The following is a 13786-nucleotide window of genomic DNA, read 5'->3' on the forward strand; positions in this document are numbered from 1 at the left end:
TGATTCCTATGATAATTGTCTTTTAGCACTTAGCGTCCTTGTAATTTTTACGCAGTCTCTTATGTACATTTTTCACATGAAAATATGACCTTTCACCAATCCATACCTGTATACTCCCTATTCACTTCAACTAGGAACGCTATGAAATATTCTTATGTACTTTTTGATGCCGACGAAACCTTATTTCGTTTCGACATCATGGCTGGATTGACCGCTCTTTTTGCCTCTTACGATATTATTTTTACTGAAGCTGATTATCATCATTATCAAAAGACGAACAAAAGTCTCTGGCTAGATTATCAGGACGGCAAAATCACGGCTGAACATCTACAAATTACTCGCTTCACAGAATGGTCAAAAAAGTTAAATGTACCCGCCAAAGAGCTGAATGATAAATTTCTGGATGCGATGGCTGAAATTTGCGTTCCCTTGCCCGGTGCCAGTTCATTGTTAAACAAGCTCCATAAAGTCGCTCGTTTAGGCATTATTACCAACGGCTTTGCTCGTATGCAGCGAAAACGCCTTGCGCATACCGGTTTTCAAGATTTTTTTGAATGGCTAGTCATATCTGAAATTGTTGGCACACCGAAGCCCGACATTGCCATTTTCGAACATACCTTTGAGCTAATGGGCCACCCCCCTAAAGAGGATATTCTAATGGTCGGTGATACCGCTTCGAGTGATATTTTAGGTGGTATGAATGCAGGTATTGATACTTGTTGGTTGCAGCACCCAGGAGAGGAACTGCCTGAAGGAATAAAACCAACTCACCAAGTGCGCACCTTAGCGGAGCTAGAGGCCTTGTTGGCTCTATAACAATTAACGTCGCTACACAAAGGAACTGCTGCGCAAGGGAGCTCTAGTTAGGCTCCTTTGATCGGTAATACCTTTTTACCCAGTACGAAAACGACAAAGGCTAACAAGCCTGCCAAAATACCTACCAAACCATTCAGCGCGATACCGGTAACAGAACCAACCAAATTTCCAATACTTGGATACACAGAAACGACTTCAATGGAATGCTCTACAATGTGATGTAGCGCAGGAATACCGTGTGCGATTATGCCTCCACCAACCAAAAACATGGCTGCAGTACCGACTATCGCTAGGGTCTTCATTAGAATTGGTGCGAAACGCAGAAGCGCTCGGCCACAGGCACGTTGAAGCTTGTCGAAGTTTCCGCTAAGCGATTTACGTAAGAGGTATAAACCAAAATCATCGATTTTCACAATCAAAGCGACAAAGCCATAAACACCAACAGTGAAAACAATACTCATCAAAGACAGCACAGCAATTTGAGTGCTGAATGGCTCTGCCTGAACCGTTCCTAATATAATCACAATAATTTCGGCACTGAGCACAAAATCGGTCAGGATGGCCCCTTTAATTTTGTCTTTCTCAAGCTCAGCTAAATTAACGCTCGGATCAGCTAGCGCATTCAGTTTTTCTAAATGGGCTTGTTCTTCGGCATGTTTGTCTGCGGTAAATTTATGTAAAAGTTTTTCAATACCCTCAAAGCACAAGTAAAGGCCACCAGCAATTAATAGATAAGTGACTAACCAAGGCACAAAATAGCTGATCAAAAGCGCACTTGGCACCAAAATCAGCTTATTCAAAAAGGAACCTTTTGCTACCGCCCAAACAACGGGAAGCTCTCGTTCGGCTTTTACGCCTGACACTTGTTCGGCATTGAGCGCTAAGTCATCACCAAGTACGCCAGCAGTTTTCTTAGCTGCAACCTTGGACAGAATTGCCACGTCATCCAAAACGGTGGCGATATCATCTAACAATGTGAGTAAATTCGCGGCCGGAATAATCCTTCTCCTTTAAAACAGCAATTGTTTATTAGTGCTTACTATCGTCAGCTGGCATATTTTGCGAATGAATATTTTCAATATCGATAGCATCAAAGCGATATTCGGTATGGCAAAACTGACAGTTCATGACTACGGCACCTTCTTCTGCAACGATGCTCAGTAACTCACTTTTAGCAACATTTTGCAACGAAACAGCACTGCGCTGTCTAGAACAATCACAACTAAAAACAACTGGCTGTGGCTCGTACAGGCGCACCTTTTCTTCATGATATAAACGATGCAGTATTTGCTCAGTCGATAAATGGAAAAGCTCTTCGTTTTTCAACGTACTCATTAAGTGACCCAAGTGATCGAAGTCTGGGTTGTCGTGAGCCTGACTTGTTTCACTGGATTCAGGTATAACTTGTAGCAACATGCCACCAGCGAAGGCTGTCTCTTTTTCCCTGCTGGTTCTTAGGGAAACTTTAGTTAACAATTGCTCTGATTGTAAAAAATAATCTTCTAAACACTCGGCCAAGGTCGGTTTGTCGAGAGCAACGATACCTTGGTAACGTTCGCCTTCGTCGGGGGCTAAGGTAATTGCCAAATATCCTTTGCGAAACAATGCCGCAAATTCAGTGGGTAATTTTACTTTCTCATCCCAGCGAGCGACTCCGCGCAGTTTCTGGTCATGCGTACCGTTAATAACTGCATACTTTACCGAGCCCTCACTTTGAATCTGCATCGAAACTTCGCCTTCAAATTTCAGGGTAGCAGTCAGTAAACTTGCGGCAGCCATTAACTCGCCCAAGAGATCTTGAATGATTGGCGGGTAATGGTACGAATCTAAAATATGTTGATAGCTTTCTTGTAAACGCACAAGTTCGCCACGTACATTTCGTCCTTCAAATAGGAAACGGTCTAGTTGGTCTTGCTGAACGGTCATAATTCTCTTCTTAAATCGATGATATCTTCACTGGAGGGAAGATGTATTATTGGTGCTTGAACTTAATAATTTGGCGACGCTGCTTTTTATCAGGCCTTGCGTCTGGCCTTGGGCTATGAAAGACACTCAGCTTTCTGGCTGCCGCATTCTTTTCTCTTAAAGCAATACTTTCAGGCGTTTCTTCATACATTAGTTGAGCCAATGCCGCGCCACGTCGTTGCCCATTTACCTCTTTCACAATCACGGTTTTTAGGTCAAAGCCGGCAGGAACCACAATGGTTGCGCCGAGTTCCACTACCTTGCTTGGTTTTGAACGCTGTTTATTATACTGAACCTTACCTGATTGCACCAATTCTCGTGCGATTGATCGCGTTTTACAAAACCTTGCTGCCCATAACCACTTATCGATGCGCACATCGTCTTTGTTATCTGCGGCGGTATTTTTTTGCTCTTTTTTTTGCTTCAATGCACTTTTCTGTTTTTTCATTGTCTCTTAATTATAAAATTTTAATTACATATGCTCTTTACTGTTGTTCACAGTAGCCTGACTAGTTATGATGGTCGACTCAGTGTGTTATCTTAGTAATTTAACTGACAAAATCATAGCTTGCTCTTAAAATTTAGCATTAGCGTAATAGCCAATTAACCACAGCAAAGAGAACATGACAGCAACCAATTTATCATTGCAACCTGCAACGAAGTTTTACAGTCAACACCAAAACAAAATCATCTTTGTTGTGGTCGTGTTGCTTGCTTTGTATCTGTTGGCTTTTGCAGCTGAACTCACTTGGCGAATGATTCCACAAGCTGATGTTAAATCTCAGAATTCGTTTCAAACAACAACAGGCAATTCTGGCCAACTATCATCACGATTTGATGTTGCACCACTGACCAAAATTAATTTATTTGGCAACCCTGAAGCAAAACCTGTCGCGGTGGTACAAACCGAAGTCACAGATGTACCAGAAACTAGCCTCAACTTAACATTGACTGGCGTTGTTTCTAGCACAAACCCTAAAGTGGGGGCGGCTATAGTAGAAAACAATGGTAAGCAAAATACCTATGGCATAGGTGATAAAATAGATGGGACTAACGCAACCTTAGATGAGATATTTGTCGACCGCGTTATTATAAAAAACCGTCTAAATCGTGAGACTCTCATGCTCGACGGTGTCGACTTCGATGAAGCTAATCAACGCAGACAACAGGCAATGCAAGAGCAGTCCTCTAACCAAGGCCAAGTAGTCGCAACCCCACAAGGTCCCGTTGAATTGAGAATGCCTGAGCGCCAAGGTGAAAGTGCCAGAGCATTGCGTGAAAAGTTACGCGAATCACCTTCCAGTTTTACTGATTTCATTGCCATAAACCCACACGCACCAGATGGCGACCTCATTGGTTACCGAGTGTCTCCTGGAAAAGAACCCGCGTTCTTTAACGAAGTGGGCTTGAAAGCAGGCGATGTTATTACACAAATCAATGGGATCGACCTAACTGATCCGCAACAAGCATTTGAAGCAATAGCCATTCTCAGAGAAGCACAATCGTTACAATTGGAAGTGCTTAGAGGCGATGAGGCTTTGTCACTTGATATCGACATACCGTCGTCTGAAGAATAAACAAAAGGGTAGTATTATGAGGCTGTCTAGCCAAGGTATCACAAGTATTCGTCAACGTTGCAAGCAAACATTTATCGCAGCTGGAATAGCCAGTACTTTGCTGTTAACAACATCTTTTGTTGCGCCAGCAGTGTACGCAACTGAATACAGTCCAAATTTTAGAAATACCGAAATCACTGAGTTCATTAATATCGTCGGTAAGAACCTGAAAAAGACCATCATCGTCGACCCTAACGTTAGGGGAAAAATTACGGTGAGAAGTTATGACTTGTTAACGGAAGAACAGTACTACCAGTTCTTTCTAAACGTATTGCAAGTTTATGATTTTGCGGTTGTAGAAATGCCGAGTGGCATCATTAAGGTTGTGCGCTCTAAAGACGCAAAAACCTCAAATATTCCTGTAGTGGACGACGACCTGCTCGACGGTGACGAAATGATCACGCGCGTGTTGCCAGTATATAACGTACCTGTACGTGAGCTAGCACCTATATTACGTCAGTTAAATGACCAAGCAGGCGGCGGTAACGTGGTAAGCCATGACCCATCGAACGTAATGATGCTCACAGGTAGAGCGGCAGTAGTAAACCGATTAGTTAAAATTATTGAAAGTGTCGACCGAGCGGGTGATGAAGAAGTTGAAGTCATTAAGCTAAAATATGCATCGGCTACTGAAATGGTGCGTATCATTGAAAGTATCAATAAGGGTCAGGGTAAAGGTGCTGCTGGTGTGGGCAAATCAGAACCACGCGCCGTAGCCGATGACAGAACTAATAGTGTGATTGTGAGTGGTGACGTTAAAGCGCGTCAGCGTCTCATCAATCTTATTAATCGTATGGACCAAGAGTTAGAATCAAGCGGTAACACCCGCGTGATAAATCTTAACTATGCGAAAGCAGAAGATCTTGTCAAAGTACTACAAGGCGTCAGTGCCAGTATTCAAGCAGATGGCCAAGGCGCAGCTCAAGGTCAACGAAGAAGTGCTAGCAGTAACCGTGATGTGAGCATCGATTCCCACGAAGATTCAAATTCTTTAGTGATAACAGCTGAACCAGACATGATGCGTTCACTTGAAGATGTCATTCGTCAACTTGATGTTAGACGTGCGCAAGTGCAAGTCGAAGCCATTATTGTTGAAGTCTTTGAGGGTGATGGCACTACCTTGGGCGTACAATGGGTTTCGGAAGAAGGTGGCGGTACACAATTCACCAATGGCGTTATTGGAGTTGGTTCTTTAGGTGTTGCCTTGCGCGAAGCTGAAGATACTGACTTACTTGGTTCAACAACGACCGCCAATGGTGAAGTGGTTGATACTGTGACTACCAGTGAAGGTAACTTAACGCCTTTGGCCACACTGTTAGGTGGCGCTAACGGTTTAATTGCGGGTGTGATTAAAAATGGTTGGGGTGCGGTTGTTCAAGCGGTCAGTACAGATACCAATACGAATGTGCTAGCAACGCCACATCTTACGACGATGGATAACGAAGAAGCCTTCTTTATTGTCGGTCAGGAAGTGCCGATTATTACTGGTTCAACGACGGGCGCAAACAATGCCAACCCATTCCAGCAGGTGAATAGGCAAGATGTGGGTATTAAACTCAAAGTCACACCACAAATTAACGAAGGCGATGCGGTTCAACTTCAAATTGAGCAGGAAGTGTCTAGCGTATCGGGCGCAACATCAGTCGATATATCAATCAACAAACGGGAAATCAAAACGACGGTAATCGTGAATGACGGTGGAACAATCGTATTAGGTGGTTTGATTGATGAAGAAATTCAAGAAAGTGTGTCAAAGGTACCTTTGCTGGGTGACATTCCGTTTATTGGTAATCTATTCAAATCTACGTCTACCACCAAACGTAAGCGTAATTTGATGGTCTTTATCCGTCCTACGATAATTCGTGATGGCATCACTTCAAACAAAATCAGTTTGCGAAAGTATAATTATATTCGAGCGCAACAGTTGAAGCGTCAGTCTGAGGGTGTGCCGTTAATGCCATTCACCACAAGTCCTGAGCTACCTGCGTGGGATGACGCAATGACACTACCACCGTCATTTGATGAATTCTTACTAGAGAAAGAAAAGAAAGCGAAAGAGAGTAACTAATGGCAGAGTCGACCCAGGATCTTCTTCACGATGATGCCGAGCTCTCCTTAGACGAAGCCGAACAGGTGAGTGCGGAAATTGGCGAAGAACTAGAAGAGCAGGCATCGGAAGAAATTGCGCCGCTTGCCGCTTTGCAGCTTCCTTTCAGCTTTGCAAAACGCTTCAGGGTGCTAGTTGAACCAGCAAATGAGCCCGTAAAGGTGTATCACACCAACAAAACGGAATTGCATGTATATGCTGAAGTACGTCGTTTTCTAAACCAAAACTTTGTGCTTGAGGAAATTACTGAAGATAAATTTGAAGAAATTCTTACCAACAGTTTTCAACGCGACTCCAGTGCTGCAAAACAGTTGATGGAAGATTTAGGTAATGAAAGCGACTTACTTTCACTCGCCGAAGACCTACCAGATACCGAAGATTTATTAGAAAGCGAAGACGACGCGCCTATTATTCGACTCATCAATGCGATGCTAGGCGAAGCGATTAAAGAAGGTGCCTCAGATATTCATATTGAGACCTTTGAAAATCAATTAATTGTGCGATTTAGAGTCGATGGCGTATTGCGTGAAATTCTTCGACCGAACCGGAAAATGTCTTCGATGTTGGTATCGCGCATTAAAGTGATGTCAAAAATGGATATCGCTGAAAAGCGTGTTCCACAAGACGGTCGTATTAGTTTACGCATTGCTGGTCGTGCCGTTGATGTGCGGGTATCGACGATGCCATCTAGTCATGGCGAACGCGTGGTGTTGCGTCTACTCGATAAAAACAATGCGCGCCTTGATTTAAAAGACTTGGGCATGACCCTGCCGAATCGCGAACACTTTTCGAGTCTTATTCGCAAACCCCATGGCATCATGCTTGTTACGGGTCCTACAGGTTCCGGTAAAAGTACTACCTTGTACGCTGGCTTAAGCGAAATTAACTCAAAAGACCGCAATATTTTGACCGTAGAAGATCCCATCGAGTTCGATTTAGAAGGGATAGGCCAAACGCAAGTCAATCCGCGAGTCGATATGACCTTTGCGAGAGGTTTGCGTGCAATACTTCGCCAGGATCCTGATGTCGTGATGGTCGGTGAGATACGTGACTTAGAAACCGCACAAATCGCAGTACAGGCCAGTTTAACCGGTCACTTAGTACTTTCTACACTGCACACCAATACAGCGGCTGGCGCGATCACACGTTTAGAAGACATGGGCATCGAACCCTTCCTTCTCTCAAGTAGTTTGCTATCGGTATTGTCTCAGCGCTTGGTCAGAACCTTATGCCCTGATTGTAAAAAGCCGCATGAACCCACAGCAGTTGAAAGAGAAACGCTAGGCATTAACGGTGACGAAAAAGTCGTGATTTACAGCCCAGTTGGCTGCACGTCTTGCAATCATACTGGCTACCGAGGCCGAACTGGTATTCACGAGCAACTCATTGTTGACGAGCGTATTCGTGAGATGATGCACGATGGTCGCGGCGAACAGGCTATCGAAAAATACGTACGCACCAATACGCCTTCCATCCGTCAAGACGGCTGCGATAAGGTGGTTCAAGGCGTCACTTCGCTCGAAGAAGTATTACGAGTAACCAGAGAAGAATAATATGGCGGCTTTTGCATACAAGGCAATGGACGCCAATGGAAAGTCCAAAAGTGGTGTTTTAGAAGGCGATAATGCTAGGCAAATTCGCCAACAGATTCGTGACTTATCTCTCATTCCTTTGGAAGTAGAGCAAGTTGCTGAGCAAGAAAAGAAAACGCAAGCTGCCAAATTCACACTGTTCAAACGTAAGATGTCATCGGGTGAGCTCGCCCTGCTTACGCGTCAGTTGGCTACGCTGATTGAGTCTGCGCTGCCGATAGAAGAAGCCTTACTCGCCGTTGCCGAACAATGCGAAAAGCCCCGTCATAAAAATATGATGATGGCGGTACGCAGCAAGGTAGTTGAAGGCCATGGCTTCGCAGAAGCACTCGCTGAATTTCCCTATGTATTTAGTACTTTGTACCGCGCTATGGTGGCAGCGGGAGAAAAGTCCGGTCACCTTGATACTGTTCTGAGTCGCTTGGCAGATTACACTGAAAAAAGTCAACAAACCCAGAGCCAAATTGTGCAAGCTCTGGTCTATCCAACCATTATGTTGATTGTTGCGATCAGTATTGTGGTTCTATTGCTGGTCATTGTCGTTCCGAAGATTGTTGGACAATTTGATCAAATGGGACAAGAGCTTCCCTTTTTAACACAGGCTATGATCAGTATAAGCGAATGGCTGCAAGCTTATGGCTTGTATGCCGGGATTCTCTTGGTAGTGGGCATTATTGGCTTGAAGAAATTTTTAAACAGTCCAAAAATGAAAACCACTTATCATGGCGCTGTTTTAAAAATGCCTTTTATTGGGCGCTTAGCGAAGAGTACTAATACCGCTCGCTTTGCAAGGACCTTGAGCATTTTGACCGCAAGCTCAGTCCCTTTACTAGAAGCAATGCGCATTGCAGGTAATGTTTTAGAGAACCTTTTCATCAAAGACGCGGTCAAAGAAGCAGCTTCTAAAGTAAAAGAAGGCGCAAGCTTACGTAACTCACTTGAGAAAACGAAAATATTCCCACCAATGATGATGCATATGATTGCATCGGGTGAGCGCTCAGGCGAACTACAAAGCATGTTAGCGCGTGCCGCTGACAACCAAGATAGAGAATTTGAAGCGACAATTAGCATTTCCCTCAAGATCTTTGAGCCACTGTTGATCGTCTTCATGGCCGTTCTGGTGCTACTTATCGTTATGGCAATTTTGCTACCAATATTAGCACTCAATAATTTAGTAGGTTAATCACATGAGAAATACATATATGCAAACACGTACACGAAAAGCTTGGGGCAAATTCCAAAAAGGCTTCAGCTTAATTGAAGTGATGGTTGTACTCTTCATTATTGGTATCATGGCTGCCGTTGTTGCACCAGCAGTACTCGAAAACCAAGGTGTTGCACAATTGAAGAAAGCCGCTATCGATATTCAGACTTTGAAAGGCTCGATGCAGATGTATAAGTTGCGTACAAATCGTTTTCCAACGACGGAGCAAGGCCTCGAAGCATTGGTATCAATTCCTACAATTGACCCCATTCCGCGCAACTACCCGAACGAAGGCTTTATTGATAACTTGCCATTAGATCCATGGGGTCAACCTTATAAGTTGTTAAGCCCAGGTGAAATAGACACGATTGATATATATTCAACCGGCCCCGATGAAACCGACGGCACAGACGATGATATTGGCACGTGGAATATCAACGAATACCTACAGTAAGGTCATTTTTCTTACCAAGTAAAAGGCATTATTGCGTGCGCAAGCAGACTGGATTTACCCTTATTGAAATTCTCTTAGTGATGGCGCTAATCGGTATTACCGTTAGCGTCATTACTTTCACTGCCTTGGGTACGAATAATTATGACAAAGTCGAAGAGCAGGCCAAACGCTTTCAAGTGGTATTCGATATGGCCAGCGATTTTGCCCTTCTTAATCAAGTACAATTAGGTATTCGTATTGACGAAGAAGAAAGTACCTATACCTATGTCGCCTTAGATGAGGAAGACCAATGGGTAGAAATACCCAATCAAAATCTATTCGCAAGTTACCAACTCCCCGAATATCTGCGCTTTGAATTGGAGTTAGAGAACTTACCTTGGGAACAAGAAGATCAACTCTTTGATAGAGGTATTTTCGATGAGGGTTTAAGTGTAAGCGAAGACGGCGTAAACATCGGTAATGAAGAAGAAGAGCCACCGCCGCCTCCGCAGATATTCTTGTTATCGAGTGGCGAAATCACACCGTTTGAATTGCGTTTTATTTACGAAGACGATTTCAGCGACGAACTACCCATTACCTTTCTTATTCAGGGAAAAGATACGACCCCAATAGAGCGCATTGCGCCTGAGGACCAAACCCTGTGAGCAAGGTAGCTAAGGCAAACCCAAATCAAAATGGCTTCACGCTGCTTGAGGTCATGGTCGCGATGTTCATCTTCGCTGTCGCCGGCGCCGCTATCATCAAAACAACAGCTGAACATATCAATTCACTTAGTAAGCTAGAAGAAATTACTTTTGCTACGTGGGTTGCGAATAACCAACTAATGCGAGCAAGCCTGAGTGCAGAGAAAACCTGGCCACCGAAGAAAAATCAGCGTGGCAGCGTGGAAATGATGGATCGCACTTGGTATTGGCAACAGGACGTCGAAAATACTAACGATGAAGACCTGAAAGCGCTGATTATCACGGTCGGCCTCGATGAGGAATATAAAGGTTCGGTAACCTCTGTAACCACTTACGTCGCTAAGTCAAAAGGCTAGCATAGTGAATTCGCACCGGCAGCACTCAATCAAATTTATGCACTCGTTGCGATCTACGCAATCGGGTTTTACCTTGCTCGAAGTGCTTATCGCGATGGCAATTTTTGCCCTAATCGCATTTGGTGCAACGCAAATTTTAACTAATGTGACTGATGCTGATGAAGCCTCGGAAGAACGTTTCCAATCCTTACAGGACTTGCAACGCGCGATGCTAGTGATTGAAAGAGATTTCTTGCAAATGGTGCCGCGTAAAACGCGAGTAGAAGGCGAAGTTACCGATACGCTTATTTTTGCCGAAGAGTTCCTATTTGATAGTGACAGCGGTGCTATCGGTTTTGTTCGTGCTGGTTGGCACAATCCGCAATTGGTGCTTCCAAGAAGTACCATGCAATCCGTGGCCTATCGGGTAAGCGAAGAACGTTTGGAACGCCTATATTCAACTTATGTTGACAACTCAATTGGCTTTGAGCCGAAAGTGAGGGTATTACTCGAAGGTGTTGAAAAAATAGAGTTCGAGTTTTTAGAAAAGTTTGATACGAAAGAGTTTACATGGGAAGAAGCGGAATCGGTTCAAGAGTTACCGATTGCGGTAGCTGTAATTATTACCAGCAAACTGTATGGCGAAATTCGACGTGAGTTTAAGGTGCGTCGATGAACAGTTTGCCGACTAAACCATTCCTGAAACCCAACAGCAAAGTATCACGTGAGCGAGGTGTCGCGCTTGTGGTTATTTTGTTGGTTGTGGCAATTATCAGTGTACTGGCTACCGAAATGGTTGGCAGGCTTCAACTCAACATTGCTAGAACAGTCAACATCAAAGACAACAATCAGGCTTACTGGTATGCCATTGGCGCAGAGCAATTTGCACAAAAATCCTTGGGCGAACTGAAAACCTTGTCTCCAGATAATATGAATTTAAGTCAGCCGTGGGCACAAGTATTCGAATACCCCATTGATGGGGGTGGTATTCAAGCTGAACTCATCGATTTGCAGGCCTGTTTTAATTTAAATACCTTGGGGCCTATTAAATTAGAAGAGGATCCACCTCCGCCTCCTCCACCGCCACCAGAGGTCGATAGCCCAAACGCCGCACCAAAAAATCCGGCAGAGGCATTCTATAACCTGTTGACAAAGTCGAACGACAATATTGACTCTTACACGGCCGAAACGCTGCGTGACTCGCTCACTGATTGGTTAGACGCTGATGGCAACATTACTGGATTGGGTGCAGAAGATGCTGATTACGAGTCATTGACAATCCCTTATGTGGCAGCTAACGCTCTGATGACGAACAAGTCGGAACTTCGTTTAATTAAAGGGATTGAGCCAAGCATATTGCGCAATATTCTACCCTTCGTGTGCGTGATACCTGATCAAGAATTCAATTCTTTGCAATTAAATATCAACACAATTACCGAAGAAAATGCCGCGATATTAGCGGCCATGCTCAACCTGGATGTTGAAGATGCGTCTCGTATTATTGCCTCTCGGCCAGAAGAGGGCTTCGAGAACACAAATGACTTCTTTACCGAACCCGAAATTGTGGCGCTCAATCTCACTCCGCAGCAGAAAGAGTGGTTCACAATAAAAACAAATTATTTCATGCTTCGCATCAAAACCCGCTACAATGAGGCAAGTTTTAAAATGACCAGTATTTTTAAGCTCGACGACGGTGACAGCGGTGTGAGTGTTATTAGTCGAGAATTTGGAGGCGTAAACTAATGGAAAAGCTAGCAATCCGATTGGGCTCACAAGCCGACGATCCGATTCATTGGCTTGTGTGGTCCGACACGGAAAATGAGATCCTCGCCTCTGGTGAACTGCCTAATGCTGCCGCATTGAGCCAGCTAAGAGAGCGCGCTCCCAATGCCGAGGTCATTGCCTTGGTACCCAGTTGTGACGTGCTATTAAAAACCGTCAAACTGCCTGCAAAAGCGAACCGAAAAGTACTCGGTGCTATTCCCTTTATGATTGAAGATGATATCGCTAGCGATATCTCAAAATCGTTCTTCGCTTTTGGTAAAAAAATAGACGATCAACAACAGGTTGCTATTGCCACGCACGAAAAAATGGCCTTTTGGCAAGAAACGATCGAACAAGCGGGCTTATTTTGTGAACTTTTGGTGCCCGATATCCTCGCCTTACCTTTCCAAGAAGACAAGATTAGTCTGTTGAGTTTACGCCAAGACGATCATAACACCCTACTGATCCGCGACGGTGAATGGCGTGGTCTGCAAGGTGAAGAAAACTGGACCTTTACAGTATTAGAAAAGCACCTCAATTCTAAACCACAATCAGTGTGTGCTTATTCAGAATTAACTCATGCTAATGACTTGTCGGCACTGTTTGAAAAACACGCCACAGAGCATGAAGAACAAGACGACGAAGCCACACTTGCCTTCGAAACAAATTACGACAAACTCCCCATGCTGCTCTTATTACAAGGCGCCGAAAGCGCTGCGTTCAATTTGTTACAAGGTGAGTATGCGGTAAAGCGTAAGAGTAATGAACACTGGCAGAAATGGAAAATTGCAGCGGTACTAGCGGCGGTTGCATTGTGTGTCAATTTAGTTTCAAAAACGGTTGAACTCAATAGTATTAAACAACAGCGTCAGATTGTTGAGCGTGACCTTCAAGCAAGCATCGATAAGGGCTTTCCGGGGCTGAATGCCAGAAATAAACGAGTCGCGATTGAAAAAGAAATGGCGCGTTTAGAGAATGGCGGTGGTGGCATTTCAATGTTGGTCATGTTGTCACAAATGAGCCAATCATTTGCAAGTACTGGTGTAAAACCTCAGTCGATTCGTTTTGACGCGAAACGCACTGAATTACGTATGCAATCGGTGGCCAACAATTTTGATTCACTTGAGCGCTTTAGACGTGAAGTACAAGCCTTGGGTTTCGAGGTTGATCAAGGTGCAATTACTAACCAAGGCGATCAGGTCGTCGGTACCATAGTGATTAAAGGCTAGTCACTGTTTAGAAGAATTAAG

At 44.2% G+C, this 13786-nt stretch carries 14 protein-coding genes; 11 read left to right on the forward strand and 3 right to left on the reverse strand.

Translation table 11 applies throughout. From position 1 onward, the window contains the following. Positions 1–141: 141 nt before the first annotated feature. Positions 142–816, forward strand: a complete 675-nt coding sequence (gene yjjG / locus RM544_RS13915) for a pyrimidine 5'-nucleotidase (protein WP_311362412.1) — start codon at positions 142–144, stop codon at positions 814–816. Positions 817–863: 47 nt separating this feature from the next. Here yjjG and RM544_RS13920 read toward each other — a convergent pair whose 3' ends face one another. From RM544_RS13920 to hslR, 3 genes are read right to left on the reverse strand one after another with little or no spacing between them, the layout of a single operon-like run. Then, positions 864–1814: a DUF808 domain-containing protein gene (locus RM544_RS13920; RefSeq protein ID WP_311362644.1), complete on the reverse strand. Its 951-nt coding sequence runs from the start codon at positions 1812–1814 to the stop codon at positions 864–866. Between the two features lie 31 nt (positions 1815–1845). Further along, positions 1846–2742: an Hsp33 family molecular chaperone HslO gene (gene hslO, locus RM544_RS13925; protein ID WP_311362413.1), complete on the reverse strand. Its 897-nt coding sequence runs from the start codon at positions 2740–2742 to the stop codon at positions 1846–1848. Between the two features lie 46 nt (positions 2743–2788). Next, complete coding sequence (gene hslR / locus RM544_RS13930) at positions 2789–3229, reverse strand: ribosome-associated heat shock protein Hsp15 (RefSeq protein ID WP_311362414.1); 441 nt, start codon at positions 3227–3229, stop codon at positions 2789–2791. A 175-nt stretch (positions 3230–3404) separates the two neighbouring features. On the opposite strand from hslR, the gene gspC reads away from it, so the two are divergent. The 10 genes from gspC to gspL are packed head-to-tail and all read left to right on the forward strand — an operon-like array spanning position 3405 to position 13765. Next, positions 3405–4358, forward strand: coding sequence for a type II secretion system protein GspC (gspC, locus tag RM544_RS13935; RefSeq protein WP_311362415.1), 954 nt, complete (start codon positions 3405–3407; stop codon positions 4356–4358). A gap of 16 nt (positions 4359–4374) precedes the next feature. Continuing rightward, positions 4375–6465, forward strand: coding sequence for a type II secretion system secretin GspD (gene gspD / locus RM544_RS13940; protein WP_311362416.1), 2091 nt, complete (start codon positions 4375–4377; stop codon positions 6463–6465). Then, complete coding sequence (gspE, locus tag RM544_RS13945; RefSeq protein ID WP_311362417.1) at positions 6465–8057, forward strand: type II secretion system ATPase GspE; 1593 nt, start codon at positions 6465–6467, stop codon at positions 8055–8057. The genes gspD and gspE overlap by 1 nt, the downstream gene beginning before the upstream one ends. 1 nt (position 8058) lies before the next feature. Beyond that, the gene (gene gspF, locus RM544_RS13950) at positions 8059–9279 is read left to right on the forward strand and encodes a type II secretion system inner membrane protein GspF (RefSeq protein WP_311362418.1); all 1221 of its coding nucleotides are present in this window, start codon (positions 8059–8061) and stop codon (positions 9277–9279) included. A gap of 19 nt (positions 9280–9298) precedes the next feature. After that, positions 9299–9754, forward strand: coding sequence for a type II secretion system major pseudopilin GspG (gene gspG, locus RM544_RS13955; RefSeq protein WP_311362645.1), 456 nt, complete (start codon positions 9299–9301; stop codon positions 9752–9754). A 35-nt stretch (positions 9755–9789) separates the two neighbouring features. Further along, positions 9790–10398, forward strand: coding sequence for a type II secretion system minor pseudopilin GspH (gene gspH / locus RM544_RS13960; RefSeq protein ID WP_311362419.1), 609 nt, complete (start codon positions 9790–9792; stop codon positions 10396–10398). Further along, positions 10395–10793, forward strand: a complete 399-nt coding sequence (gspI, locus tag RM544_RS13965; protein ID WP_311362420.1) for a type II secretion system minor pseudopilin GspI — start codon at positions 10395–10397, stop codon at positions 10791–10793. Before gspH ends, gspI begins: the two co-directional genes overlap by 4 nt. A gap of 37 nt (positions 10794–10830) precedes the next feature. Next, entirely contained in the window at positions 10831–11448 is a 618-nt protein-coding gene (gspJ, locus tag RM544_RS13970; protein ID WP_311362646.1) for a type II secretion system minor pseudopilin GspJ, read from the forward strand. Beyond that, positions 11445–12515, forward strand: coding sequence for a type II secretion system minor pseudopilin GspK (gene gspK, locus RM544_RS13975; protein ID WP_311362421.1), 1071 nt, complete (start codon positions 11445–11447; stop codon positions 12513–12515). The genes gspJ and gspK overlap by 4 nt, the downstream gene beginning before the upstream one ends. Further along, the gene (gspL, locus tag RM544_RS13980) at positions 12515–13765 is read left to right on the forward strand and encodes a type II secretion system protein GspL (RefSeq protein ID WP_311362422.1); all 1251 of its coding nucleotides are present in this window, start codon (positions 12515–12517) and stop codon (positions 13763–13765) included. The genes gspK and gspL overlap by 1 nt, the downstream gene beginning before the upstream one ends. The last annotated feature ends 21 nt before the right edge of the window (positions 13766–13786 follow it).

It is taken from the genome of Brumicola blandensis, assembly GCF_031846165.1.
Lineage (GTDB): Bacteria > Pseudomonadota > Gammaproteobacteria > Enterobacterales > Alteromonadaceae > Glaciecola > Glaciecola blandensis.